The organism is Micromonospora sp. NPDC049523 (assembly GCF_040676775.1).
Lineage (GTDB): Bacteria > Actinomycetota > Actinomycetes > Mycobacteriales > Micromonosporaceae > Micromonospora_G.
Window position 1 is genome coordinate 292,720 of record NZ_JBFAPP010000008.1, and the last position, 24,475, is coordinate 317,194.

At 70.3% G+C, this 24,475-nt stretch carries 25 protein-coding genes; 4 read left to right on the forward strand and 21 right to left on the reverse strand.

What is annotated here, in order from left to right; translation table 11 throughout:
* Positions 1-114: 114 nt before the first annotated feature.
* Both AB0J90_RS15315 and AB0J90_RS15320 read left to right on the forward strand, forming a co-directional pair.
* Positions 115-477, forward strand: a complete 363-nt coding sequence (locus tag AB0J90_RS15315) for a metallopeptidase family protein (RefSeq protein ID WP_326561796.1) — start codon at positions 115-117, stop codon at positions 475-477.
* Between the two features lie 77 nt (positions 478-554).
* Entirely contained in the window at positions 555-1,277 is a 723-nt protein-coding gene (locus tag AB0J90_RS15320) for an AIM24 family protein (protein WP_363596127.1), read from the forward strand.
* A 51-nt stretch (positions 1,278-1,328) separates the two neighbouring features.
* Here the strand turns inward: AB0J90_RS15320 and pheA are convergent, their stop codons facing one another.
* The 5 genes from pheA to AB0J90_RS15345 form a co-directional block, all read right to left on the reverse strand.
* Positions 1,329-2,285, reverse strand: a complete 957-nt coding sequence (pheA, locus tag AB0J90_RS15325; RefSeq protein WP_363596129.1) for a prephenate dehydratase — start codon at positions 2,283-2,285, stop codon at positions 1,329-1,331.
* Between the two features lie 10 nt (positions 2,286-2,295).
* Complete coding sequence (locus AB0J90_RS15330; protein ID WP_363596131.1) at positions 2,296-2,883, reverse strand: hypothetical protein; 588 nt, start codon at positions 2,881-2,883, stop codon at positions 2,296-2,298.
* Positions 2,884-2,999: 116 nt separating this feature from the next.
* Positions 3,000-3,389 (reverse strand): ACT domain-containing protein, encoded by a 390-nt coding sequence (locus AB0J90_RS15335; RefSeq protein ID WP_363596133.1) that lies wholly within the window; start codon positions 3,387-3,389, stop codon positions 3,000-3,002.
* A gap of 76 nt (positions 3,390-3,465) precedes the next feature.
* The gene (locus tag AB0J90_RS15340) at positions 3,466-3,927 is read right to left on the reverse strand and encodes a PAS domain-containing protein (RefSeq protein ID WP_363596135.1); all 462 of its coding nucleotides are present in this window, start codon (positions 3,925-3,927) and stop codon (positions 3,466-3,468) included.
* Positions 3,928-4,110: 183 nt separating this feature from the next.
* Entirely contained in the window at positions 4,111-4,851 is a 741-nt protein-coding gene (locus tag AB0J90_RS15345) for a hypothetical protein (RefSeq protein WP_363596137.1), read from the reverse strand.
* A 159-nt stretch (positions 4,852-5,010) separates the two neighbouring features.
* On the opposite strand from AB0J90_RS15345, the gene AB0J90_RS15350 reads away from it, so the two are divergent.
* On the forward strand, positions 5,011-6,219 hold the full coding sequence (locus AB0J90_RS15350; protein ID WP_363596139.1) for an arginine deiminase: 1,209 nt from the start codon (positions 5,011-5,013) through the stop codon (positions 6,217-6,219).
* Between the two features lie 67 nt (positions 6,220-6,286).
* On the opposite strand, the gene AB0J90_RS15355 is transcribed toward AB0J90_RS15350, so the two are convergent.
* From AB0J90_RS15355 to AB0J90_RS15425, 15 genes are all read right to left on the reverse strand, one after another.
* Positions 6,287-7,213, reverse strand: a complete 927-nt coding sequence (locus AB0J90_RS15355) for a DUF5926 family protein (RefSeq protein ID WP_363596141.1) — start codon at positions 7,211-7,213, stop codon at positions 6,287-6,289.
* A 124-nt stretch (positions 7,214-7,337) separates the two neighbouring features.
* Complete coding sequence (locus AB0J90_RS15360) at positions 7,338-7,781, reverse strand: ATP-binding protein (RefSeq protein ID WP_363596143.1); 444 nt, start codon at positions 7,779-7,781, stop codon at positions 7,338-7,340.
* Positions 7,782-7,824: 43 nt separating this feature from the next.
* Positions 7,825-9,285: a PAS domain-containing sensor histidine kinase gene (locus AB0J90_RS15365; protein ID WP_363596145.1), complete on the reverse strand. Its 1,461-nt coding sequence runs from the start codon at positions 9,283-9,285 to the stop codon at positions 7,825-7,827.
* Positions 9,286-9,335: 50 nt separating this feature from the next.
* Positions 9,336-10,133: a glycerophosphodiester phosphodiesterase family protein gene (locus tag AB0J90_RS15370; RefSeq protein ID WP_363596147.1), complete on the reverse strand. Its 798-nt coding sequence runs from the start codon at positions 10,131-10,133 to the stop codon at positions 9,336-9,338.
* A gap of 2 nt (positions 10,134-10,135) precedes the next feature.
* Entirely contained in the window at positions 10,136-10,471 is a 336-nt protein-coding gene (locus tag AB0J90_RS15375; RefSeq protein WP_363596149.1) for a rhodanese-like domain-containing protein, read from the reverse strand.
* 56 nt (positions 10,472-10,527) lie between these two features.
* Positions 10,528-11,472 (reverse strand): LCP family protein, encoded by a 945-nt coding sequence (locus tag AB0J90_RS15380; protein ID WP_363596269.1) that lies wholly within the window; start codon positions 11,470-11,472, stop codon positions 10,528-10,530.
* 247 nt (positions 11,473-11,719) lie between these two features.
* Positions 11,720-12,919 (reverse strand): LCP family protein, encoded by a 1,200-nt coding sequence (locus AB0J90_RS15385; protein ID WP_363596151.1) that lies wholly within the window; start codon positions 12,917-12,919, stop codon positions 11,720-11,722.
* 143 nt (positions 12,920-13,062) lie between these two features.
* Positions 13,063-14,325: an LCP family protein gene (locus AB0J90_RS15390; RefSeq protein WP_363596153.1), complete on the reverse strand. Its 1,263-nt coding sequence runs from the start codon at positions 14,323-14,325 to the stop codon at positions 13,063-13,065.
* Positions 14,326-14,402: 77 nt separating this feature from the next.
* Complete coding sequence (locus AB0J90_RS15395; RefSeq protein ID WP_363596155.1) at positions 14,403-15,380, reverse strand: NAD-dependent epimerase/dehydratase family protein; 978 nt, start codon at positions 15,378-15,380, stop codon at positions 14,403-14,405.
* 171 nt (positions 15,381-15,551) lie between these two features.
* Positions 15,552-17,225 carry a cation acetate symporter gene (locus tag AB0J90_RS15400; protein ID WP_363596157.1) on the reverse strand — a complete coding sequence of 558 codons (1,674 nt, stop codon included), beginning with the start codon at positions 17,223-17,225 and terminating at the stop codon, positions 15,552-15,554.
* Positions 17,225-17,572, reverse strand: a complete 348-nt coding sequence (locus AB0J90_RS15405) for a DUF485 domain-containing protein (protein WP_363596159.1) — start codon at positions 17,570-17,572, stop codon at positions 17,225-17,227. Before AB0J90_RS15405 ends, AB0J90_RS15400 begins: the two co-directional genes overlap by 1 nt.
* 228 nt (positions 17,573-17,800) lie before the next feature.
* On the reverse strand, positions 17,801-18,346 hold the full coding sequence (locus tag AB0J90_RS15410) for a flavin reductase family protein (RefSeq protein WP_363596161.1): 546 nt from the start codon (positions 18,344-18,346) through the stop codon (positions 17,801-17,803).
* Between the two features lie 43 nt (positions 18,347-18,389).
* The gene (locus AB0J90_RS15415) at positions 18,390-20,069 is read right to left on the reverse strand and encodes an ABC transporter permease (protein WP_363596163.1); all 1,680 of its coding nucleotides are present in this window, start codon (positions 20,067-20,069) and stop codon (positions 18,390-18,392) included.
* Positions 20,060-20,818 carry an ABC transporter ATP-binding protein gene (locus AB0J90_RS15420; protein ID WP_326563084.1) on the reverse strand — a complete coding sequence of 253 codons (759 nt, stop codon included), beginning with the start codon at positions 20,816-20,818 and terminating at the stop codon, positions 20,060-20,062. The genes AB0J90_RS15415 and AB0J90_RS15420 overlap by 10 nt, the downstream gene beginning before the upstream one ends.
* A gap of 196 nt (positions 20,819-21,014) precedes the next feature.
* On the reverse strand, positions 21,015-22,004 hold the full coding sequence (locus AB0J90_RS15425) for a DUF4034 domain-containing protein (RefSeq protein WP_363596165.1): 990 nt from the start codon (positions 22,002-22,004) through the stop codon (positions 21,015-21,017).
* 128 nt (positions 22,005-22,132) lie between these two features.
* Between AB0J90_RS15425 and AB0J90_RS15430 the strand changes: the two genes are divergently transcribed.
* Positions 22,133-22,654: a DUF5956 family protein gene (locus AB0J90_RS15430; RefSeq protein WP_363596167.1), complete on the forward strand. Its 522-nt coding sequence runs from the start codon at positions 22,133-22,135 to the stop codon at positions 22,652-22,654.
* 180 nt (positions 22,655-22,834) lie between these two features.
* On the opposite strand, the gene AB0J90_RS15435 is transcribed toward AB0J90_RS15430, so the two are convergent.
* The gene (locus tag AB0J90_RS15435) at positions 22,835-24,475 is read right to left on the reverse strand and encodes a cation acetate symporter (protein ID WP_363596169.1); all 1,641 of its coding nucleotides are present in this window, start codon (positions 24,473-24,475) and stop codon (positions 22,835-22,837) included.

A 24,475-nucleotide genomic window follows, 5' to 3' on the forward strand; every position in this document is an offset into this window, starting at 1 on the left:
GTGTTCACGGCACGCCCGTACGCGTCGGCAGACCGACGGGTACGGCTGCCGGGGCACCGCGCTCACCCGTACCGGGTGCTCGACGACCGGTGGGTGCTCCGCCGATCGGGCACAATGGTGAGCGTGCCGGTCGAGATGAGCCGCGAGCGTTTCGAAGAGCTGGTCGGCGAGGCACTCGACGAGGTGCCCGCGGAGCTGCTCCGCCTGATGAGCAACGTGGTGATCCTGGTCGAGGACTACTCGCCCGAGGGCGGGCCCGAGCTGCTCGGGCTCTACGAGGGGCACGCGCTGACCAGCCGCGGCTGGGACTACGCGGGCGTACTGCCCGACCGGATCTTCATCTACCGTTATCCGATCCTGCGCATCTGCCAGGACGACGACGAGGTGATCGACGAGATCGCGGTCACCGTCGTACACGAGATCGCACACCACTTCGGCATCGACGACGAGCGCCTGCACGCCCTCGGCTGGGGCTGACCCGCCTCACGCGCGACCGGCCCCGTTTGCACCCGGTGCCTACCCTCGGGCAACAACCCCTACCAGGAGGAACACCCATGCGCAGCGCGCTGTTCTCCGCGGAGAACCTGGAGAAGGAGTCCGACCAGCCCGGCCTGCGGCTGCAGAACTCCAAGATGCTGAAGATCGAGCTGAACGGCGAGGCGATGGCCCGCGTCGGCTCGATGGTCGCGTACCAGGGACAGGTGCAGTTCCAGGCACTCGGTTCCGGCGGCCTCGGCAAGTTCCTCAAGCAGAAGCTCACCGGCGAGGGTGTGCCGCTGATGAAGGTCACCGGCCGGGGCGATGTCTTCCTCGCCGACTACGCCAGTGACGTACACCTGATCGACCTCGAGCCCGGCGACGCGTTGTCGATCAACGGCTCCAGCGTGCTCGCCTTCGACTCCAGCCTCCAGTACGACATCAAGATGGTCGGCGGCGCCGGCATGGCCTCGTCGTCCGGCCTGTTCAACTGCGTGTTCACCGGCTACGGCCGGATCGCGATCACCACCAAGGGCACCCCGGTGGTGCTCAACGTGGACCAGCCGACCTACGTCGACCCGCAGGCGGCCGTCTGCTGGTCGGCGAGCCTGCAGACCGGTTACCACCGGGCCGAGCAGCTCGGGCTCGGCACCCTGCTCGGGCGGCGTACCGGGGAGGCGTTCACGATGAGTTTCGCCGGGCAGGGTTTCGTGGTCGTGCAGCCGTCGGAGGAGCCGCCGCTGCAGGGCAGCGGCCAGCAGGAACAGCAGGGCGGGCTGCTCGGCGGTCTGCTGAGCTGAACCGGGCGGCACGAGCGCGCGGGGTGGCCGTACGGTCACCCCGCCACGGGGTCAGCCGAGTTCGCCGGCCCGGAGCCGGTTGAGCCACGCGGTCGCGTCGGCGTAGTCGGCATCGCTGAGGCCCGGCGGCGCCGGCACCGGCGGTTCGTGCGGCGCCACCCCCCATCGGTGCCGGGGGTACGAGCCGAGGAACCGTACGTCGGCGCAGACCCGACGCAGTCCGCGCAGCGCCTCGCCGACCCGGTCGTCGGCGACGTGTCCGGTGCAGTCGAGGAAGAAGACGTAACGGCCAAGTGCCTCGCCCGTCGGGCGGGACTCGATCCGGGTGAGGTTCACCCCGCGTACGGCGAGTTCCATCAGCACCGCGAGCAGCGCGCCGACCCGGTCGTGGGCGATGAAGACGGCCAACGAGGTCACGTCGTCGCCGGTCGGCGGCGGAGGTGCGCTCGGCCGGGTGACCAGCACGAACCGGGTGACGGCGTCGCCGTGGTCCGCGATCTTCTCGGCCAGTACGGCCAGCCGCTGCCGGGTCACCCCGATCGGCGCGCAGATGGCGGCGTCCTGTTCACCGGCGGCGGCCGCGGCGGCGGCGGCCCCGTTCGAGAGCACGTCCAACACGCTGGCGTTCGGCAACTGCTCCCGGAGCCAGCCGCGGCACTGGGTGGACGCCTGCGGGTGGGCGGCGACGGTACGGATCTCGTCCAGCGACCGGCCCGGCCGGGCGGCCAGCACGAACTCGACCGGCAGCACCACCTCGCGGGCGATCATCAGGGGCTCGCCGTCGACGATCTCGTCGAAGGTCACCCCGACCGCGCCGCCGATCGAGTTCTCCAGCGGCACCAGCGCCGCGTCTGCGTCGTCGAGCCGGACCGCGTCGAGTGCCTCCGGCACGCTGCGGGCCGGCGTACGGCTGCCGCGTACGGCTGCCGGCAGGGTGCGTAGTGCCTGCTCGGCGAAGGTGCCTTCGGGGCCGAGGTAGACGAACCGGGTCGGTGGTACACCGGGCATGCGGTCCAGCCTACGCACCCGTGGTGGGCGGGGGCGTGGTGTACCCGCCGGCAACCGGGGGCGGGGTTTCGCAGGCAGCGGTCTTGATCCCGGCGGGTGCGCCCGTACGCACCGGGATGCTGCACACGTCGGTGCCGGCGGTGACCAGGGTCAGTGCGGTGGCCGGTCCCTTCGACACCACCTGCCACGGGCCCCGGTCGCCGACCTGGACCACGGTGTACTGCCAGTCCCCGGCGCAGAGCGGACCCGGCGCCGGCACGGTGAGCTGGACCCCGCGCGGGATGCCGCTGGACGAGCGGCGGAGCAGGGAGACCACCTGGTCGGCGGTTGGTTTGCCCTGGCATGCGACGGCGGTGTCCTCGCCGAACAGCGGCGTCGGGGTCGGCCAGGCGCCGGGCGTCGGGGCGCGGGTCCCCGGTGTGACCGGGCTGCCGGTCGGGGTGGGATGTGCGGTGGCCGGCGAGGGCAGTTCGCTGCCGGGCGGCTTGCGCAACTCCGGTGGGGTGCCGCAGCCGGCCAGGGCGAGAGCACCGACGAGCAGACCGCTGGCGACGAGCCGGCGGGCCACGGTGGTACGTGAGGATGGTGCGCGGAGCACGGGCCGATTCCTTGCGCCGGGGCGGAGAAGCCGATCAGTTGACCGGGCCTCATGCTATTGCCTGCGACGGGCGCTAGATAGATGTCAGCCGGAGACGTGACGTCCGGTATGGGCGCTCAGCCGGAGACGCGGTGCCCGGCGTGGGTCAGCGTCGCCAGTGCCTCGGCGAGTCGGACCGCCGGCACCATCAGGTAGTCGGTGTCGTACGTCGAGAACGCGAAGATGTTGACCCGCGCGTCGGCGAGCGGTACGACCAGCGAGGCGAGGATCCCGGTCAGGGCCATGTCGAGCGGGCCGGCCACCTGCAGGCAGCGCCACGGCGTTTCGACGGTGGCCTCGATCGGTGCCCGGTCCGACCGACAGATGATCGACACCTCGTCGGCGGTCCAGGTCACCGACAGCACGCCGGAGTCTGGCGTAGCACTCAGCAGGCCGGCGGGGAGCGACGAGCCGGCCGGCAGCCGGCACACCGCGTACTCCTCCGGAAGCAGAGCGATATCCAACATGAGGGCACCTTACGGGGAGCCTGGTCTACCTCCCAACTCCTTACCGTGCGGCGAGCGACACAGTGGGTCGGTTGGTTCAGACCTTGGCGAAGAAGGTGAGGGAGCCGGCGACCGCCCCCGCGACCAGCAGCGGCGTCGAGATCGCGTCCACCGTCGCATCGGTTGTCGGGCTGGTGCCGGCCTGCACCCGAAGCAGGCCGCGGGTGAGTCGGCCGGAGCTGAGCGCGAGCAGCGGCGGAATCTTGTCGACCTCCTGCTCGTTCAACTCGCCCCTGGCGGCGGTGAAGTCGAGCAACCGCAGTTCGCCGTCGAGCAGCGGATGGCCCACCACCTCCGCCGGGGCGCTGAGGCCGAGCAGGGTGCAGCACGAGTCGGAGATGGCGGTGATCGTCGTACGCAGGTCGATGAGGAGACAAGCCTCGGCGGCCAGGGAGACGCTGGCGGACCAGTTGGCGAAGCTGTCGGACTCGTGATCCGCCGAGGTCCCGGTGGCCTGTGGCACGAACGCCTCGGTGAGTGAGAGTTCGACGTGGGCCACCGCGCCTCCTATGCAACTTCACCAGTCGGACCCACGCTAGCCGACCGCGACGGTTCGGTGCTTACCCCCGGTGGGGCCGTCGCGACGGCGAGCCATGACAGCGCGCGGTCCAGGGCAGGGCCGAGCGATGCCACGGGGGCGAAAGCGGACTCCCGCCCCGATAGGTGACGTTGGCTGGTGACGTTACCGGTGGCTGGCCCGCTTGTCAGCGGCCGTTCGGCCGTCCTCGTACCAACGGTAGTCGGCGGCGGAGCGGTACGGGCCGTTCAACCAGGTGGAAGGCGCCTGCGCGACCCGGGAGAGTTTTTCCGCGGTGGCGGCGCTGATCCGGGTGCCACCGGCCACCAGGAGGCGGTCCAGTTCGCGGTGGGTCGCGACCAGACACTCCTTCGGTAGGCCGTAGACACTGATCACGCCGGAACCGACGAAGGTGAGCACCGGGGTGACGGGCACACTCAGGCCGACCGCGGTGGAGAGCGCCTTGCTCGCCCGCTTGGCGTCCCGGCGTGCCTCGGCGACGTAGTTCGGTCGCTTGCCGTTGATCTGGACCACGTCACCGGCGATCATGACGCGGGCCCGGCCGTGGTCGGCGATGGTGACCGCGAACAGTCCGCTGGGTCCGATGGCGAGGAAGCTGGCCCGGTCGTCGCGAGCGCCGCGGTCGAGGGCGATCGGGTGGCCCCCGGCCAGTTCCGCCCGTGGAACGTCGATCACGTGCCAGGAGGGACCGAGGTGGTCGAGCTGGTTGAGCGCGCGTGCGGCGGCCCCCTCGACCCGGCGGGCTTCGCGTTCGGCACGGCGACGGCGGGCCCAGTCCAATGGGGTGGGTCGGACGGCTTCGAGCGTCCCGGACGGCCCGGTCGGCGGCGGGGCGGGTAGGGCTCGGGCGGTGGGTACCGCGCGACGCGCAGGAAACACAGTCATCGTGACCTCCGGCAAAAGGTCCCTCGGGTTATGTCTTCACTACCGTACGTGGCCACACCGGTGGTTCTGCAAGACGAACCGCTGAGTGAGTATGGATGAATGCCATATTCACCCCCAGCCCGTTTTCCCGGATGGTGACAAGTCCTGCCCTACGCTTCGATGGTGACACACTACGTCGACAGCGAGGTAGGTCGTCTTCGTACGGTGCTGCTGCACCGGCCCGGCGGCGAACTCGCCCGGCTAACCCCGCGCAACAACGGCTCGCTGCTCTTCGACGCCATCCCATGGGTTGGACGGGCCCAGGAGGAGCACGACGCCTTCGCCGCCGCGCTCGCGTCCCGTGGCGTCGAGGTGTTGTACCTGGGAAACCTGCTGGCCGAGACGCTTGCCCTGCCGGATGCCAGGGCCGAGGTGACCGAGCAGGTGCTCGGCGACCCTCGGCTCGGTGAGACGCTGCGGCGGCGGGTGGCGGACCATCTGACCTACCTCGACCCGGCCGCGCTCGCCACGGTGCTCATCGCCGGCCTCGCGCACGAGGAACTCCGTACGAGTTGGGACCGGCCCGGCGGGTTGGTCTACACCTTGCTCGACCGACACGACTTCGTCATCGACCCGTTGCCCAATCTTCTCTTCACCCGAGATTCATCCACCTGGATCCGGGACCACGCCGCAGTGACGAGCCTCACTATGCCCGCCAGGCAGCGGGAGACCTCGCTGACCGACGCGATCTACCGACACCACCCCCGGTTCGGCGGCACGCCGTTCGTCTACCAACCGGGCCTGGAACGGATCGAGGGCGGCGATGTGCTGCTGCTCGCACCGGGCGTGATCGCGATCGGCGTCGGTGAACGGACCACACCGGCCGGTGCCGAACGGCTGGCCCGCCGGGTCTTCGCCGCCGACCTGGCGCACACCATCCTGGTGGTGCCGATCGCGCAGGAACGCGCCACCATGCACCTCGACACCGTCTGCACGATGGTCGACGTCGACACCGTGCTGATGTACGCGAACGTCGCCGACACCCTGATGGCGTACACCGTGGTCGACGGGCCCGACGGTGAGCCACAGGTCGACGGGCCGGCGCCGTTCCTGCGGGCGGCGGCCGACGCGATGGACCTGGACACGCTGCGGGTCATCGACACCGGGCTCGACCCGGTCACCGCCGAACGCGAGCAGTGGGACGACGGCAACAACACCCTCGCCCTGGCTCCCCGGCTCTGCGTCGCGTACGAACGCAACGTGGAGACGAACGCGCAGCTGGAACGGGCCGGCATCGAGGTGGTCCGGATCGCCGGCTCCGAACTCGGCTCGGGACGTGGCGGCCCGCGCTGCATGTCCTGCCCGCTGGTCCGCGACACACCCCGCTGAGCGCGAGGCCAGGGTCAGCCGAGCGCGGAAGCCAGGGTCAGCGGGCAGCCGAGCGCGGGAGCCAGGGTCAGCGCAGGGTCAGTTGGCGGCCGACCAGGCCCTGGCGGGCGCGGCGGGCGGCACCGTCCAGCGGCGACGAGTCGGCGAGCGCTGCGGCGTACCGCTTGGCGAAGTCGGCCAGCGGGGCCTCCCACTCGTCCGCCTCGGGCGCGCGGGGCAGGTCCCAGACCGGTACGAGTCGGCCGTGTGCCCGGAACATGCCGGCGAACCGGGTGCCCTCGCCGAGCGTCAGCTCACCCGCGGCGCCCAGCCGGGACAGCGCGTCGAGCGCGTTGTCCTCGTCGTCGGGCAGCACCCAACGCACGTGGCTCTTCTCCGGCACCCGGCACCAGTACGCGGCCGGCGCGGCGGCGAGCCGTACGGTCGGGTAGATGGACGCGTTCGCCCGCTCCAGCGAGGCCTGCACGGTCGGGTCGTCGGCGGCGTCCGGGTCCAGCCAGAAGTCGAAGCCCTCGTGCGTGGTGATGTCGAGCCGTTCGGTGACCAGCAGGTCCTGCAGCCGGGGGCCGACACCGGGCAGCGGCGGCACCGACACCTGCTTGCCCGGCTCGGTCTCCAGGGCGGCGAGCAGCGCGACGGCGAGGTCCCGGGAGACGTCACCGGACTGGTCGTGGCGCTGCAGGCCGATGAAGACCCGCCCGTCCGGCTTGGTCATCGCCGGCCACGCCATCGGCAGCACGGTGGAGAGCATCACCGGGCGGTCGCCGTACTGCTCGACGAGGTCGGGGGTGAGCTGCAACGGCGCCGAGGCGGCCGGTACGAGTTCGCGCAGGGCGATCCACTCCGCCTCGTCGGCGAGCCCCTCGAACGGCCGGGGGACGAAGACGTCGCGGACCTTCTCCCGCTTCTCCTTCGCCGGCCGCTGGCCGCCGTCCTGCGTGCTGTTCGAACCGGCAACGGCCGCGGACCGGGTTTGCTTTCGACGCTTGCTCACGGCGAGACAGCCTAGAGGATCGGACCCGCGCTCCGGGGCGCTCGGTGCCCTGCCGGCCGGTCGACGCTCAGCGGAGCGGTCCGGCGCAGGGCGAGAACCCGGTCGGCGCGGGCCGACGGGGCGGTCAGCGCAGGGCGACGAGGCGGTCTGCGGCGGGGGCGGCGAGTTCGGCCCAGACGCTCTGCCCGAGGCCGTCCCGTTCGACGCCCCACTGGGTGGTGAGCGCGGTCACGATGTGCAGCCCACGGCCGTCGATGGCCTCCAGCCCGACCGTACGGATCCGGGGCGAGGTGGTCGCACCGCCGTCGGTGACCCGGATCCCGACCACGTCGGTGCCGGGGCCGTGGCGCAGGCGCCAGGCAACTCGGATCACCCCGCCGGGCAGCGGCTCGGCGTGCCGGACCGCGTTGCCGACGAGTTCGGCCAGGACGGCGACGACGTCGGCGAGCAACTCCGCCGGGATGACCCCGGACAGTTCGGTCGCCAGCCGCTGCCGGGCCGTCCGTGCACCGCTCGCCTGGTGCGGCACGACCACACACCACGAGCGTTCAGCGATCCCCGTAACCACGGACGTGCCTCCTCGGAGCACCGCCGGAATCCATCGGCGCGGATCACCCTCTGGGGAGCCGCACCTCTGCGACCGTACCGCCCCCGGCCCGAGGTCGCAGGGAAACCCATCCATTCTGTCGTTCGACGATCCGGCGGACCAGGTAGAGGCCGAGGCCGGCGCCGGGGTAGCGCCGACGGTCGCCGGACTCGCCCTGCCAGAACCGGTCGAACGCACGCTCCACATGCTCGGGACGGATGCCGACGCCGCGATCGCTGACCCGGAACGCCACCGTGTGCTGGTCGGACTCGGCGCGCAACTCCACCGGGGAGTCGGCGGGTGAGTACTTGTCGGAGTTGGTGGCGAGTTCGGTCAGCACGGTCGCCAGGCTGGCCCGGTCGCCGAGCGCCTTGGGCAGGTCCACCGGCAGCGCGAGGACCAGCCGTCGGCGAAGGTGCGCCGGCAGGTCCGCGACCGCGGCGCGCAGCGCCTCGACCAGGTCGAACGGTACGGGGGAAGCGCCGCCGACCGGGCCCGCGTCGTTGGCCGCCGAGAGCAGCCGGTCGACCAGGCGGGCGAGTTCACCGGCCCGTTGCCCGATCACCCGTGCCGCCTGGCGTCGGTCCGGTTCGGAGAGCGAGTCCCAGTGGTCGGTGAGTGTGTCCGCGTACCCCTTGATGACCGTCACCGGCGTACGGAGTTCGTGGCTGGTGACCGCGACGAACAGGTCGGTGTCGTGGTCCTGCCGGAACTGGTCGGTGACGTCCCGGAAGGTGACCACCCGGGACGCGACCGTGCCGGGCAGCTCGCCTGAGGTGATCTTGATCCAGCGCCCGTCCGGCAGTCGGTGGTCGAGCACCTGTCCCGGCGGCGGCAGCGGGAACGGCAGCGGCTGGTTGAGCACCTGGGCCGCGGTCCGTCCGACGATCTGTTCCGCCGCCGGGTTCCAGAGCCGGACGAAGCCGTCCCGGTCGGCGATGGCGAGCCCGTCGGCGAGCGCGGCGACCACCGGCCCGTCACCGTGTACGGGCAGACCCGCCTGGTCGCCGTACATGTGCGCGACGCAGGAGGCGACGTACGCCAGCACGGTCCGGTGTTCCGGGCCGCAGTCGTCGTCGCCGTCGGGATAGAGGGCGTGCAGGCTCCCGATCATCACGCCGCCGATCTCCGCCCGGGCCACCACCATCCGGCGCAGGTCCGACCGGTCGGGCTGGTGGGCCAGTTCCCAGGAGAGCGCGTCGACCCGCATGTCCTGCACCCGCGCACCGAACCGAAGTCGTTCGGTGCCCGGGTCGCCGAGCGGCACCGGCCGGCCGAGCGCCCACTCCGCGGCGCCGGTGGCGGCGATGATCCTGCCCCGGGTGGGGCCGTACTCCACAAAGGCCATACCGGCCGCGCCTACCGTCCGCTGGGCGACCCGGAGCAGGTGACCGAGGACCGGCAGCGCGGCGTCACCGGAATTGATCATTTCGATGACGACGGTGTGGCCGGCAACGAGCGCGGGGTAATCGGGGCGGTCCGGCATGCCCCGAGTCTGCCCTCTCCGGTCGGCTTTGGGCAGTCCCGGTCGGCCCGTCAGCGGCCCAGCCGGTCGAGGATCAGCGCCGGACGGTCGGTGATGATGCCGTCCACCCCGGAGTCGAGGACCAGATCCAGGTCGTCGGGTTCGTTGACCGTCCAGACGTAGACGCGGTTGCCGGCGGCGCGTAACGCGGGCACCAGCCGGGGACGGGCCCGGAGCAACCCGATGCCGGGGCCGGCGATCTGGGCGCCGAAGGGCAGCCGCCCCAGCCGCATCCAGGGTGGCAGCACCTCCAGCAGCAGCACGGTGGGCAGTTGCGGAGCCAGTTCGCGGATCCGGCGTACGGCCAGCGGTGAGAACGACATGACGGTGACCCGTACGGTTTCGTCCGGGTTCTTGTCGACCAGCCCGTGTTGGCGGAGCAGGTCGACCAGCCGGCGCTCGACGTCGGCGCCGTACCGGGTGGGGTGTTTGGTCTCGATCAGCAGCTCGACCGGGCGGCCGGCGGCGCGGACCGCGCGCAGCAGCCCGTCGAGGGTGAGCAACCGGGTACGGGACGGGTCGGCCGGTACGTCGGTCGGCAGGTCCTCGCCGGCCGTGCCGCTGTGCCACGAGCCGAAGTCGAGCTGGTCCAGTTCGGCGAGGGTACGGGTGCTGACCAGCCCGGTGCCGTTGCTGGTCCGGTCCAGCCGCCGGTCGTGTACGCAGACCAGGTGCCCGTCGCGGGTCAGCCGGACGTCGCACTCCAGCCCGTCGGCGCCCTCGTCGAGCGCCCGCAGGTACGCGGCCAGGGTGTGCTCGGGCAGCACCGCGGAGGAACCGCGGTGTGCGAACACCAGTGGACCGGTCATGCTCAGATCACTCGGGCCGGCTGCCCGTTCTCGCTCTGTACCGGTCGGCCGGACGCGGCCCATTCCTGCATGCCACCCTCGAGGTTGCGTACGTTGTCCCAGCCGTTGCCGAGCAGGTAGGAGACCACCTGGCCGGACCGGCCGCCGGATCGGCAGACCACGACCACGTCCTGGTCGGTGGGGAGCTCGGCGAGGCGGGCCGGCACCTCCATCATCGGCAGGTGGTGGGCGCCGGGCGCGTGGCCGGCCTCCCACTCGTCGGGCTCGCGTACGTCGAGCAGGTACGCCTCGTCGCCGACCTCGGACACCGTCACGGTGGGAATTCTTGATCCGTTCACGGCATCAAGCCTAGAGCCGGACGGTCGGGCCGGTGCGGCCGGGCGGTGGTGCGCCGCTACAACTTGTTCACCCATTTTGGGTTGGCTTGTGCCCATGCGTCCAGATCGGGCCCGTGCAGTGACTGGAACAGACCGGTCGCGCTGTCGTCCAGCACCACGTACGACGTGTCGCCGATCATCTCCGAGCGGGACGGGATCTGGATGCCCTTCATCGCCTCGGGGCGCAGCCCGCGCAGGTCGAACAGGATGTCCTGGGTCGGCTTGCCGTTGGTGTCCACGGTCAGCGAGGCGCCTACAGCCCGGATCACCTGGTCGAGTTTCAGCGGATTCGTCCGCAGGTCGCTCGCGCTGGCCTTGTCCATGATCGCCCGTAACAGTTGCTGCTGGTGCCGCTGTCGGTCGAAGTCGCCGGCCGGCAGGTCGTAGCGCTGGCGGGCGTAGTCCAGCGCCGTCGCGCCGTTCATGTCCTGGCAGCCGGGGTTGAACTGGGTGTTGGTGTGGATCGACCGTACCGGGGTGTCGACGCACATCTTCACCCCGCCGAGCAGGTCGATCACCTTGCGGAAGCCGGAGAAGTCGATCAGTGCCGCGCCGTCGAACCGCAGCCCGGTGACCTGGGTCAGGGTCGCCGAGAGCAGTCGGGCGCCAGGCTGTCCACCGCCGCCGTAGTGGAACGCAGAGTTGATCTTGTCGGAGCCGCCGGGGTAGGCGTTCGCCGGCGACGGCGGGATTTCCACCAGCAGATCCCGGGGTACGGAGATCAGGTACGCCCGGTTCAGGCCGGCCGGAATGTGCGCGATCAGGATCGTGTCCGCGCGCTGGTCCGACTGTTCCGTGGCGGCCCGCCGGTCCGAGCCCACGAGCAGGTAGTTGAGCGGGCCGTTGCTGGCCGCACGGTCCCGCCGGGCGGCCGGGTCGAGCAGCAACTCCTTGGCCACGCTGTTGTCGTACCGCTGGGTCACGCCACGCAGGCCGAGTCCGGCGGCGACGGCGATCAGCACCAGGCCGATGCCGATGCCGAGTAGGACCTTGGGCCAACGGGCGGTACGGCGTGTCCGCTTCGTACGGCGGCGCCCCGATTCGCCCGAAGACGACGAATCGACGTTCTGTTCCGAGTGTTCCGGCTGCTCCCGACCCACTCGTTCGGATCTGTTCGTGGCAGCCTCCCGGACCCTGCCGCGTGGGCATCTCCCACGTCCGGCCTGAGTCCGGGCTACCCGTCCAGGGGCGTTTGTAGCGTCGCCCCGGTCACTTCTTGGTGGAGATCACGCTGGGGTTGGCCGCGATGAACTCGGCGAGGTTGTCGTCCTTGACCGCCTTGAACATCTCCAGGCTGATCGGCTTGAGCACCTCGCGCTCCTCCGCGCCCTCCTTGACCGAGTTGAACTGCCCGTCGTTGGTGCGGAGCATGACCATGTCGTTGGCGGCCACGCCGCGCAGGGTGAAGACGAAGTCGCCGATCTTGGTGCCGCCGGTGTCGAGCACGAACGCCTCGCCAGCGGACTTCACCAGGTCGTTGAGCTTGAGCGGGTTGGTCATCACCCCGCCGTCCATCGCCTTCTTGGCCATCGCCTTGATGAGCTGCTGCTGGTGCTGCTGCCGGTCGTAGTCGCCGTTCTTGAGGCCGTAGCGCTGGCGGGAGTAGTCCAGTGCCTCCCAGCCCTCCATCTCGCGGCAGCCCTTCTTGTGCACCACCGGCTTCATCGGCTTGCCGGTCTTCTTGGCGTCCGCGTTCCACATCGGCTTACCGTCGACCAACTTCATGTGGTACGACTCGACCTCCTGGTCGACGCAGAGGTGCACCGAGCCGAGGGCGTCGATGACCTTGCGGAACCCGCCGAAGTCGATGATCGCGGCGCCGTCGAAGCCGATGCCGGTGAGGTTCTTGATGGTGGCCGCCATGAGCTGGGCGCCACCGGCCCAACCGGCACCGTTCTTGGCACCGATCTCGAACGCGCTGTTGATTTTCGCCGTGCCGCCCGGGTAGCCGCTCTTCTTCGAGGCCGGCACCTGCACCTCGGTGTCCCGGGGGATCGAGATCAGGTACGCCTGGTCGTGGCTGGCCGGGATGTGCAGCACGATGATGGTGTCGGCGCGCACGTTCTCCGGGTCCCACGACCCGCGCACGTCCACCCCGAGCAGCAGCAGGTCGATCGGACCCTCGAGGTCCTTGCCGCCCTCGGCGTCGCTCTTGCCGGCGTCACCGAGCAGGTTCTCCTGGTCGATGGTGCTGGTCGCCTGGTTGATCACGACATTGCTGCCGACGATCGCGACGCCGCTGCTCACCACCAGGACCGCACCCATCACCAACGCGAGCCGGGCCCACAGCGGGTCCTTGCGGCGGGCGCGCTTGCCCGGCCTGCCGGACTTCCCGACTACGGTTCCCGTGCGAATCGGCGTCTCGGTCTGGTCCGGCGACGAGGGACGTCGGCGGGTCTGAACCGGCATACTCGCTCCAGTTCGCGGATCGATGGGGGCGAGCCCACTGTACGTACAAGACCCCCAATTGCGCGAGTCTTGTACGTTTCAAACCCGTGTCGTGTCCATCGTCATACCGATCGATGGATGGATTCCCGCATTTCCGTTCGGAGTCAGTTACTGTCCGGGGTTGCCGGAGCGCCGTTTGCCTGCGCCCACTCGGCCATCTTGTCGGCCGCCATCGCCTGGTACATCGCCAGTGCCTTCTCCCGGTCGGAGACCACCACCGACTCCCCGTCGATGGTGTCGCTGCCGACGTTCGGACTGGTGAAGAAGCGCAGGTTCTCACCGCGCAGGTTGCGGAACTCGACCGCCATGTCCACGAGGGAGAAACCCTCGTCGACGGTGACCGCGGCGGTGACCGACTTGAGGAAGCCGTTCAACTTCGCCGGGTTGGTCAGCGTGCCGGAGCTGGCCGCCTTGTCCAGCAGCGCCTTGAGGAACTCCTGCTGGTGGCGCATCCGGGCGAAGTCGCCGTCCGGGAACTGCTTGCGCTGCCGGATCCAGTCGAGCGCCTCGGTGCCATTCATGTGGTTGACGCCCTTGTTGAACTTGCGGAAGGGCTTGTGGATCGAGGTGACGGTCCGCTCGACGGTCAGGTCCACCCCGCCGAGTGCGTCGGTGACCTCCTTGAACCCGCCGAAGTCGATCGCCATGACGTGGTTGATCCGTACGTCGGTGACGCACTCGACGGTCCGTACGGCCAGCGGCAGACCGCCGAACGCGAACGCACCGTTGATTTTCCCTCGCCCACCGCTACCGCACTCCGCCCCGGCCCCGTCCGGAATGGGGACGTATAGATCGCGGGGAATGGAGACGAGATAGGCCTCTTTGTGGTTGGCCGGGATGTGCATCACGATGATCGTGTCGGCCCGCCATTCGCTCGACTGGTCCACCGGCGCGTCGGGATCGCGGGAGTCGCTGCCCACCAGCAGGATGTTGAGCGCGCCGTTGACCGACTTCGGCCGGTCGCCGGTCAGCGCCGAGAACGGGTCGGTACGGGCCAGGTCGTTGTCCAGCCCGCGTACGTAGATCCACGTTCCGCCGGCCGCGATCAGGGCGAGTACGAGCACCGCCGCACCGGCGACCATGGCGATCCGACCCCAGCGCGGACGCGGGCCGGGGCGTACCGGTCCACCGGGCGGCACCGGTCCACCGGGTCCACCTGGCCCACTCGGGCCGCCGGGTCCGGACGGTCCACCGGGCCCACCGGCCGAGGGGCGGTACTCCGGGTTCTGTGGGCGTTGGGCTCTGCCGTAGGTGCGCCCGGTTCGTCCCGGGTCGGAACCGGAGGCCGAGGCGCGCCCGGCGTTACCACCGCCGGAACGTAGATGGGCGGTGGCGGGCAGGGGGCCGACGGACGCGCTGGCTGACATGTGCATCAGGGTACGGAGCGAAGCCAAGGGGCGCTGAGCAGCAACCGCCGGGCCGGTACGATTTCGCCCGCTCCGGATCAGCCCAACCGGTGGCTGAAGTGCTCGATCGTACGGCGGAGCCCCTCGGAGGGTGAGACGGTCGGCGCGTAGCCGAGCCGCTCGCGCGCCAGCGTCAGGTCCGGCCGGCGCATCTCCGGATCGTCCGCGGTTCGGTTGACGTACGTCACCGAGGAACCGCTTCCGGTCAGGCCCACGATCAACTCGGCCAGCTCGGTCATGGTGACCTCGTGTTCGGTGCCGCAGTTGATCGGACCGGTCTCGGTCGAGTCGAGCAGCAGCAGGATGCCGCGGACCAGGTCGTCCACGTAGCAGATCGATCGGGTCTGGGTGCCGGTGCCGTGCACCGTGATCGGCTCGCCGCGCAGCGCCTGGGTGATGAAGGTCGGGATGGCCCGCCCGTCGTCCGGCCGCATCCGGGGCCCGTACGTGTTGAAGATCCGGACGATGCCCGCGTCGAGCCCGTGGAACCGGTGGTAGGCCATGGTGGCCGCCTCGGAGAACCGCTTGGCCTCGTCGTAGACGCTGCGGATGCCCACCGGGTTCACGTTGCCCCAGTAGGTCTCCTGCTGCGGATGCTCCTTGGGGTCGCCGTACGCCTCGGAGGTGGAGGCCATGACGAACCGGGCGCGGTCGGCGACCGCCCGGTCGAGCAGGTGCAGCGTGGCGATGGAACCGACCCGCAGGATCTCGATCGGCAGCGAGGCGAAGTCGGTCGGGCTCGCCGGGGACGCCAGGTGCAGGATGGCGTCGAACCGCTCGGCGATCGCCGGCTCGTGCTGGGGCAGACCCTCGGAGACGTCGGCCTCGACCAGGGTGAAGCGCGGGTGCTCGATCAGGTGGGCGACGTTCTCCTTCGACCCGGTGACGAAGTTGTCCACCGCGACAACCGTGCAACCACGGGCGATCAGCGCGTCGACCAGGTGAGACGGGACGAATCCAGCGCCTCCGGTGACGAGGATGCGGTGACCTTGTCCGAATCGCTGGGCTACCACCATGCCGCCAGCCTACCCAGATCGGCGATCTCCTGCCGGTCATGGGTGTGGCGGCGATGCTCGTTTGCGACCGCCGTACCGTTGTGTTGTTGATTGGTCGCTCAGGGTCGTGCTAAACGGTTCGGTGCCGGGCAACCCGAGGGTCACCCGGCACCGGACGTGGTGCCGAACAGGTCAGTGCGCGCCGTGTCCGGTCAGTGCCCGGACCTCGAGCTCGGCGTACTTCTCCTCGTCGGTCTCCTTGGAGACGATCGTCCCGATCCAGCCGGCCAGGAAGCCGAGCGGGATCGAGATGATGCCCGGGTTGGACAGCGGGAACCACTGCCAGTCGTGGTCCGGGAACATCGAGGTCGCTGCCCCGGAGACCACCGGCGAGAAGAACACCAGCACCACGGCGCTGAGCAGACCGCCGTAGATCGCCCAGACCGCACCGGAGGTGTTGAACCGCTTCCAGAACAGGCTGTACAGGATGGCCGGCAGGTTTCCGGACGCGGCGACCGCGAACGCCAGCGCCACCAGGAAGGCGACGTTGAGGTTCTGCGCGAAGATGGACAGTGCGATCGAGATCGCGCCGATCACGAACGCCGAGATCCGGGCGACCCGTACCTCCTGCCGCTCCGACGCCTCGCCCCGCTTGATCACGTTGGCGTAGAAGTCGTGCGCCAGGCTCGACGACGATGCCAGCGTGAGGCCGGCGACCACGGCGAGGATGGTGGCGAAGGCGACCGCGGCGATGATCGCGAGCAGGGTGGCCCCGCCGAGATCACTGCCGAAGAAGTCGGCGCCGAGTGCCTGCGCGAGCTGCGGCGCGGCGGTGTTGCCGGCCTTGTCCTGCGCGGTGATCGCCTCCCCGCCCACCAGGGCCGCCGCGCCGAAGCCCAGGGCCAGGGTGAACAGGTAGAAGGTGCCGATGATGCCGATCGCCCAGAGCACGCTCTTGCGGGCCGCCTTGGCGGTCGGCACGGTGTAGAACCGGATCAGGATGTGCGGCAGACCGGCGGTGCCGAGCACCAGGGCGATGCCGAGCGAGAGCAGGTCGACCTTGTTGTAGAAGGTCTGGGTGGCGTTGCCGGCCACCTCCACGCCGTACCGCAGTCCGGGTTCGAGGAACGCGTCTCCCTTGCCGGAGGTGGCGGCCGCGTCGCCGAGCAGGGCGGACAGGTTGAACTTGTAGTGCGCCAGCACCAGCAGGGTCATCACCAAGGCGCCGGTCATCAGCAGGAACGCCTTGACGATCTGCACGTACGTGGTGCCCTTCATGCCACCCACGGTCACGTAGATGATCATCAGGGCGCCGACCATGATGATGGTCGCGATCTTCGCAGCGTCGGCGTCCATGCCCATGAACGTCGTACCCGGCCGGATGCCCAGCAGCAGCGCGACCAGCGCACCCGCGCCGACCATCTGGGCCAGCAGGTAGAAGATCGACACGGTGATGGTGGAGACCGCGGCGGCGGTACGGACCGGCCGTTGCCGCATCCGGAACGCCAGCACGTCCGCCATCGTGTACCGGCCGGAGTTACGCAGCAGCTCCGCCACCAGCAGCAACGCGACCAGCCACGCGACCAGGAAGCCGATCGAGTAGAGGAAGCCGTCGTAGCCGTACAGCGCGATGATGCCGGCGATGCCCAGGAACGACGCCGCCGACATGTAGTCGCCGCCGATCGCCATGCCGTTCTGGAAACCGGAGAACGAGCGGCCACCGGCGTAGAAGTCGGTGGCGGTCTTGGTCTGCCGGCTGGCCCAGATGGTGATGCCGAGGGTGGCCGCGACGAAGACCAGGAAGAGCGTGATGGTGAGCGTACGGGCGGTGTTGTCCCCGGCCGCAGCAGCGAACACAGTGGGCATCAGGACTCGGCCCCCTTGTCGAGATCTTCCCGGATCTTGTCCGCGACCGGGTCCAGCTTGCGATCGGCGTAGCGCGAGTAGAGCCACGCGATCACGAACGTGGAGACGAACTGGAGCAGCCCGAAGACGAGCGCCACGTTGATGTTGCTGCCGAACAACTTGGTGCTCATGAAGCCGCGTGCGTACGCGGAGAGGATCACGTAGAGCGCGTACCAGAGGAAGAACGCCACCGTCATCGGGAAGACGAAGCCGCGCAGCGCCTTGCGGAGCCCGCTGAATTCGTCCGACTGTTGTACGGCGATGTACCGATCCGGCGCGTTCGCCGGCGCGGGAGCATCCGTGGACATGGGAGTCACCACCTTCGCAGGTGTGGGGGATTTTCGCGCACCGTAAGGACCCGGCCGACCGGCCGGAAAGCGGTGCGGGGGCCCCTGCGGGCGGCTGCGCCGAACGGGCTACTGGCTGCGCCGAGTGACCCCGGTCACGTCGCTCAACGGCGGGCCGCCAGCCGTCCGCGTCGCCCGTGCCGTCAGTCGGCCAGGCCCCGTGCCGTCAGTCGGCCAGGCCCCGTGCCGTCAGTCGGCCAGGCCCCGGTAGCGACCCCGGTGGTAGACCATCGGCACGCTCTCGCCGACCACCTCGACCACCTCGATGGTGGCCTCCACCAGCAGCGACCAGCCGAACTCGCGGAAGCCGTCCAGGCGGCAACCCATGAACGCCCCGGCGTCCGCCGGCACCGGGCCGTACCCGGTGGAGGTCCACTCGCCGGTGGCGAAGAGCCCACCCGGTGCGGGGAAGAGGCCGGCGAACCGGTCGGCGAGCTGCCGGTGCGCCGGGCCGAGGGTGGCGACCGCGAACCGGCCGGTCGCCGACGCCGAGGTCCAGAAGTCCGACTCCTCGTCCACCAGGCCGAGCAACCGGCCCGGCTCACCGTCGGCGACCAGGGTCGAGGAGACGGTCAGGCCGGCCTGCGGGACCCGGTCACCGCCGGCCGTCCAGAGGGTCACCGCCGCGGCCAGCCGGCCGCGCATCCGGCGTACGGGCGAACGCTCGGCGTCGGGTGTGGCGAACGGGTCGGTGTCGTGGATCCGGGCACCCGGTTCTTGATTCACGTGAAACACCCCGCAGTGGTCCCCTGTCCGCTCACCGGCACATTGTCCCCGGTCACCGACGCGGGGTGATCGCGACCAGCAGTTCCGGCATCCGCCGGTCGAGCACGTCGCCGGCGAGGTGGATGCCGAGGGCGAGCGCGCCGAGGCCGTAGCCCAGCCCGACCGGCAGCGCCAGCCAGAGCCACACCTCGCCGAGCAGGGCGGTGGCCAGCACCATCGGCAGCGCGAGCACCGAACCGATCAACATCGCCAGCAGCACCTGGGCGCTCTTCGCCACCCCGGCGCCGCTGTTCATGGCGAACGGGTTGGTGCTGTCCGGCACCGCGTACGGGCTGAGGATCGAGACGTACAGGGTGACCGCCAGGCCGCTGCCGTACGCCGCGAAGAGCGACCCGGCCAGGACACCGACCCACTCCGGTTCCCGCAGGAAGAACGCCAGGATGGTGGCGATCACCAACAGCATCGGACCGACGTAGAGCGAGAACGCGACCACCCGTGCCCGCAGCTCCAGCCGGCCCGGCACACCCGCGATCACGTTCGCCGCGTACGCGCTGCCGTCCCAGCCGAACTGGTTCGCCGGGGTGACCGCCGCGACCACGCCGACGAAGAGCATCGACAGGCTGACCAGCACCGGGGACGCGTTCAACTCGCTCGGGCCGGCGAGCAAACCGTGGCTGCCCACGTTCACCGACACCGGCACGAAGATGCCGACCACCGCGAACGTGATCAGGCTGGCCCGTCGCCGGGTGTCCCGCCACCAGTACCGGGCTTCCCGGGCCACCAGCGCGCCGTACCGGTCGTGCGGCAGCCAGCCGAGCACCCTCGGGAAGAGTTGCGCGCTCGATCCGCCGCCGGCCGCCGGCTGGGACTGCGCCGCCCGGTCGCCGTTGGCCGTACCGAGCATCGCCGCCTCCAGCGAGGCCGACCACCAGCGCAGCAGCGCGCCGATGGTCGCGGCGGTGATCAGCAGCTTCACCGGTACGGCCCAGGCCCGCCCGTCGGCGACGTCCAGACCGATCGTGTACGGCGCCGCCAGCGGTGTCCAGCTCAACACCCGGGCGAAACCGGCCAGCCGATCCCAGTCCGCCCGCTCGGCGGCACTGAGCAACCCGATCTGCAACGGACCGAGCAGGGCGGCGCAGACCGCGAGCAGGATCGCGGCCAGATCGCGTACCTTGCGCGATCGGAGCATGTTGGCGAAAGCGCTGGTCACCGCGCGGCTGGCGGTGACGCAGAGCAGCAGTCCGGCGAGGACGCCCAGCCCGGAGACGAGCCCCGCGCCCCAACCCCCGAGTGCCCACCCGGTCAGTACCAGACCAGCGGTGGCGAGCAGGGCCGCCACCGCCGGCACCCCGGTCAGCGCGGCGGCGAGCAGACCGGTGAGCAGGGTGCGCCGGGAGAGCGGCAGCAGGGCGAACCGGGCCGGGTCGAGCGTCTCGTCGACCCCGAAGAAGATCAGCGGCAGCAGCAGCCAGCCGATCACCAGCAGCGCGCCACCGAACGCGGCGGCGATACCCGCCATCTGCCGGTTCTCCACCAGGCCGGGCAGGGCGAGGAGCAGGAAACCGGACGCGGCGAACCAGCCACCGATCAGCACACCGCTGAGGAAGATCGCTATCCGCCAGCCCTGGCCCCGGAAGCTGTTGGCCATCATCCGCAGCTTCAACCGGACGAAGTGCCGGGCCGAGACGGGACGTACGCCGGTCACCGCACCCTCGGCACTCAGAGCCACGCCAGTTCCTCCCCGGTGGCCGTACGCCCGCCGACGACCTCGACGAAAACGTCCTCCAGGGAGCGGTCGCCGCGTACCTGGGCCAGGGTGCCGACGCGTTTGATGGTGCCGTCGGCGAGGATCGCGACGTGGCTGCAGAGCCGCTCCACCACCTCCATCACGTGGCTGGAGAAGACGACCGTGCCGCCACCGGCGACGTACCGCTGGAGGATGTCGCGGATCAGGGCGGCGGAGACCGGGTCGACCGCCTCGAACGGCTCGTCCAGGACCAGCAGGCGCGGCCCGTGCAGCAGCGCGCAGGCCAGGCCGATCTTCTTCTTCATACCGGCCGAGTAGTCGACCACCAGGGTCCGCCCGGCATCCGCCAGCGCGAGTACGTCCAACAGCTCGCCGGCCCGCTGGTCGACCACCGCCGGCTCCATGCCCCGGAGCAACCCGTGGTACGCCAGCAGCTCCGCCCCGCTCAGCCGGTCGAACAGCCGTACACCGTCGGGCAGCACACCGAGGAGCTGCTTGGCGCGTACCGGATCGGCCCAGACGTCGTGGCCGAGCACCCAGGCCGCACCCGTGTCGGGCCGGAGCAGCCCGACCGCCATGGAGAGGGTGGTGGTCTTGCCGGCGCCGTTCGGGCCGAGCAGCCCGTAGAACGACCCGGCCGGCACTTCGAGATCAACCCTGGCCACGGCGACCTTGGCATCGAACCGCTTGCCCAGCCCGCGCAGCGCGAGAGCGGCGTGCTCAGCCCCGATCATTCCTTGACGGTAGTCGCTCGGAGCGCCGAATCGTGCCCGTGCCGTGCCGATCTGTCACCATGCCTGATCGCCGGGCTCACGCTCGATGCGGACTGCCGCTCGGTTCGGGCCAACGCGTGGTGCGGGCTGACGCGTGGTGCGGCTGACGTCCGGTCCGGGCTAACGCGTGGTGCGGGCTGACGTCCGGTCCGGGCTAACGCGTAGTGCGGGAGAGCAGGTACGAGCTGCCGCGGTAGCTACGGGCAAGCCACGTCCACAGGCCCGCCGGGGGAAGATAGGCCCAGGGGATTTCGGTCAGGTGTGCCCCGATCGCCCGGAACTGTTCGGCAGCCGCCGCCCGCTCCCCGGCCAGCACCAGCGCCATCGCGAACTCGTTGTGCACCCGCGCCCAACCCGGCCGCCGTACGTAGTCCGGGTGCCGCACGCTGCGGTCGAGCGCCTTGCGCAGCTCGGCGCGTACCTCGGGTTTGCGGAAGTGTTGGGTGCCGAGGCGGAAATCGACCCGCCGGTTTCCGCCGGTACGCATCCACGATTCGAGGTGGGCCATGGCGACCAGGCTGCCCAACGGGCTACCGGCCGGCGCCCGGCTCGCCGACTCGCGGGCGAACGCGAACATCTCCGCGTCCGAGCCGCCCCACTTGGTGCAGAGCTGTTGCAGCAGTTGCTGGTGGGCGCGTAGATGTCCCGGGTGGCGGGAGACGATCTCGGTGAACCGCCGTCGGGTCTCGTCCACGCCGAACTGGAGGCCGCGGCTGGTGATCAGCAGGGCGTACCAGGCGGTGACGTTGTCCGGGTCCTTGAGGACAACTTCGGCCAGGGTCTCCTCGGCGACGTTGAGGCGCTCGAAGAACAGTTTCCAGCGGTCGCGGGTCACGTGCTCGGCGCCGTACCCCGTCCTGGCCTTCCACGCCAGGATCGTCATCCGGTACCCGTAGAGCACCAGGGCCGTCGCGTCGTACGGCTCGTCGCGGATCACCGCGGCGAGCCACTTCTCCACGCCCGGCACGCAGGACACGACGTATGTGTAGAACGACCTGTCGTCGAGATCGGTGACGGTGTCGAACAGGTCCCGTACCGTCGGCCAGTCGCCCCGCTTGGCGGCGGCGGTCAGCCGGCGGGCGACCGGGTCTCCCTGGGTGGGATCGACGTAGACGCCGAGCGCCCGTCGCAGCAACACCGACATGCAGACTCCTGGCACGGTGGGGCAAAGGTGCAGCGCGACGTTACTGGAGCGTCCGCGCCTTCCGACGCGACCCCTGCCCTGCTGTGCGAACCCTGGTCCGTCCGGTTTGGCGGTTTAGAGTCCCCCTCATGGTGACCATCGATTGGGGCCTGGACCAGCCGCCCGCCCCGGCGGCCGGCGAGCACATGGGCAAGGTCGCGGCCGAGGCGTCGCAACTGCCCGAGGTACGGGAGTTGATCGGTCAGGGGTGGGAGTTGGCCCCGGCCGCCCCGCACCTCGGATTCCTGCCCGCTGTGTGGCCGCGCCGGCTGCGCACCTGGGTCCCCGACCGATCCACCCACTACGAGCAGCGGTACGTCACCACCCCGGCCACCGGGGCGACCCGTACGTTCACCGCCGTCTCCTCTGAGGAAGAGTTGGCAGTGGTCGAGCGGGATCTCGATTCGTTGCTGGCACAGTCAGGTGTCACCGGCCGTCCGAGAGGACGACTCTGGCTGCTCAAACCGCCGCCCGGTTTCGACTCGGTCGACGCGTTCCTGCAACACGTGGGACAGCGAATCGAGACCGCGGCAACTCCGGCAAGCTCCAGTATCGACTTCGTACGGACTACGGCTGAGGCGCTGGAAGAGCCACTGCCAACCCCCGAGTAACGCAACCCCTCCCTCCCTCCCTCCCTCCCTCCCCGACGCCCTCCCCATTCGTCGTCGATCTTGCACTTGTGGTGCCACAGATTGCGGCATTAGCCCGCTTTGTGCACAGCCACAACTGCAAGATCGCGCGGACAGGGGCTGGGTCGGGGCCGGTTGGGAGGGCTTTCTTGTACTTCTCTGTTAGAGGCGGAGGGCTTCTGGGGCGTGTAGGCGGAGCATGGTGGCGCCGACGTCGGGTGGGGTGCGGCGGCGGGTGGCCATGGAGACGGCGACCATGACCGTGAACGCCAGGGGTACGGTCCACGCCGCTGGTTGGGCGATCAGGGTTGCCGGCCAGCCGGTCAGCTCGGGGCCGACCACGGTGACGAGGACCGCCAGGATCGAGGCGCCGCCACCGGCGAGGATGCCGGCCGCCGCGCCCAGGTCGGTCAGTCCCCGCCACCAGATGCCGAGCACCAGCAGCGGGCAGAAACTCGACGCCGCGACCGCGAACGCCAGCCCCACCACCTGCGACACGTCCAGTCCGGAGACGTTCAGCGCGAGCACCAGCGGTACCACCCCGGCGAGCAGGGTGGCCAGGCGGAAGTCGCGTACCGAGCCTCGGCCGAGGACGTCGGTGGAGATCACCCCGGCGACGCTGGTGAGCAGGCCGGACGAGGTGGAGAGGAACGCCGCGAACGCGCCCGCGGCGACCAGGGCGGCGAGCAGTTGCCCGGTCAGGCCGTCACCGAGGGCCGCACCGGGCAGCATCACCACCACCGCGTCGGTCTGCCCGGACAGCAGCAACTGTGGGGTGTAGATCCGGCCGAGGACGCCGTACAGGGTGGGGAGCAGGTAGAACATGCCGACCAGGGCGAGGACCACCAGCGTGGTCCGGCGGGCGGCGGCTCCGTCCGGGTTCGTGTAGAAACGCACGAGTACGTGCGGGAGCCCCATCGTGCCCAGGAACGTCGCCAGGATCAGCGAGTACGTGGCGAACAGGTCCCGGTCGTCGCTACCGGCGGCGCTCGGCAGCAGCCAGTCCGGTCCGTCGGTGACCACGCCCGACACCTCCGGCACCGGGTCACCGGCCGCGAAGGTCAGCTCGTCGCCGGGGCGTACCGTCCGGGTTCCGCCGTCGGGCAGGGTGAGGGTCGCCGGCTCCTCGACCACGACGGTGATCGCGGACCGGAAGGTCGGCCCGTCCGGTGGCGTCACCGCCGGCCGCCCGTCGGACTGCCACTGCAACGCCAGGAAGATCACCGGTACGGCGAGCGCGGTCAGCTTCAGCCAGTACTGGAACGCCTGCACGAAGGTGACCGCGCGCATCCCGCCGAGCGCCACGTTTGTCGTCACCACCGCCCCCACCAGCAGCGCACCCAGCTCGTACGGCCCCCCGGCGACCGTGGTCAGGGTCAGCCCGGCGCCCTGCAACTGCGGCACCAGGTACAGCCAGCCGATGAAGATGACAAAGAGGGTGGCGAGTTTGCGCAGCCAGCGGGAGCCGAGCCGGACCTCGCAGAAGTCCGGCAGGGTGAACGCACCGGACCGGCGCAGCGGTGCCGCCACGAACAGCAGCAGGGCCAGGTAGCCGGCGGCGAAACCGACCGGATACCAGAGCACGTCGACGCCGTACTTCAGGATGAGGCCGGCGATGCCGAGGAAGGACGCCGCCGACAGGTACTCGCCGCCGATCGCCGCCGCGTTCCAGTTCGGACTGACCGTACGCGACGCGACCAGGAAGTCCGAGGTCGTCCGGGCCAGTTTGAGCCCGTAGAACCCGATCGCGACCGTGATCAGGGTGACCGCGACGATCGACGGCACCAGGTACGGGTTCGCCAC

Excerpts from the sequence above, each read along its gene's own strand:
- AB0J90_RS15315 (WP_326561796.1), top strand. The coding sequence starts at position 115 with ATGGTGAGCGTGCCGGTCGAGATGAGCCGCGAGCGTTTCGAAGAGCTG.
- AB0J90_RS15320 (WP_363596127.1), top strand. The coding sequence starts at position 555 with ATGCGCAGCGCGCTGTTCTCCGCGGAGAACCTGGAGAAGGAGTCCGAC.
- pheA (WP_363596129.1), bottom strand. The coding sequence starts at position 2,285 with ATGCCCGGTGTACCACCGACCCGGTTCGTCTACCTCGGCCCCGAAGGC.
- AB0J90_RS15335 (WP_363596133.1), bottom strand. The coding sequence starts at position 3,389 with ATGTTGGATATCGCTCTGCTTCCGGAGGAGTACGCGGTGTGCCGGCTG.
- AB0J90_RS15345 (WP_363596137.1), bottom strand. The coding sequence starts at position 4,851 with ATGACTGTGTTTCCTGCGCGTCGCGCGGTACCCACCGCCCGAGCCCTA.
- AB0J90_RS15350 (WP_363596139.1), top strand. The coding sequence starts at position 5,011 with ATGGTGACACACTACGTCGACAGCGAGGTAGGTCGTCTTCGTACGGTG.
- AB0J90_RS15365 (WP_363596145.1), bottom strand. The coding sequence starts at position 9,285 with ATGCCGGACCGCCCCGATTACCCCGCGCTCGTTGCCGGCCACACCGTC.
- AB0J90_RS15370 (WP_363596147.1), bottom strand. The coding sequence starts at position 10,133 with ATGACCGGTCCACTGGTGTTCGCACACCGCGGTTCCTCCGCGGTGCTG.
- AB0J90_RS15385 (WP_363596151.1), bottom strand. The coding sequence starts at position 12,919 with ATGCCGGTTCAGACCCGCCGACGTCCCTCGTCGCCGGACCAGACCGAG.
- AB0J90_RS15390 (WP_363596153.1), bottom strand. The coding sequence starts at position 14,325 with ATGTCAGCCAGCGCGTCCGTCGGCCCCCTGCCCGCCACCGCCCATCTA.
- AB0J90_RS15395 (WP_363596155.1), bottom strand. The coding sequence starts at position 15,380 with ATGGTGGTAGCCCAGCGATTCGGACAAGGTCACCGCATCCTCGTCACC.
- AB0J90_RS15400 (WP_363596157.1), bottom strand. The coding sequence starts at position 17,225 with ATGCCCACTGTGTTCGCTGCTGCGGCCGGGGACAACACCGCCCGTACG.
- AB0J90_RS15405 (WP_363596159.1), bottom strand. The coding sequence starts at position 17,572 with ATGTCCACGGATGCTCCCGCGCCGGCGAACGCGCCGGATCGGTACATC.
- AB0J90_RS15425 (WP_363596165.1), bottom strand. The coding sequence starts at position 22,004 with ATGTCGGTGTTGCTGCGACGGGCGCTCGGCGTCTACGTCGATCCCACC.
- AB0J90_RS15430 (WP_363596167.1), top strand. The coding sequence starts at position 22,133 with ATGGTGACCATCGATTGGGGCCTGGACCAGCCGCCCGCCCCGGCGGCC.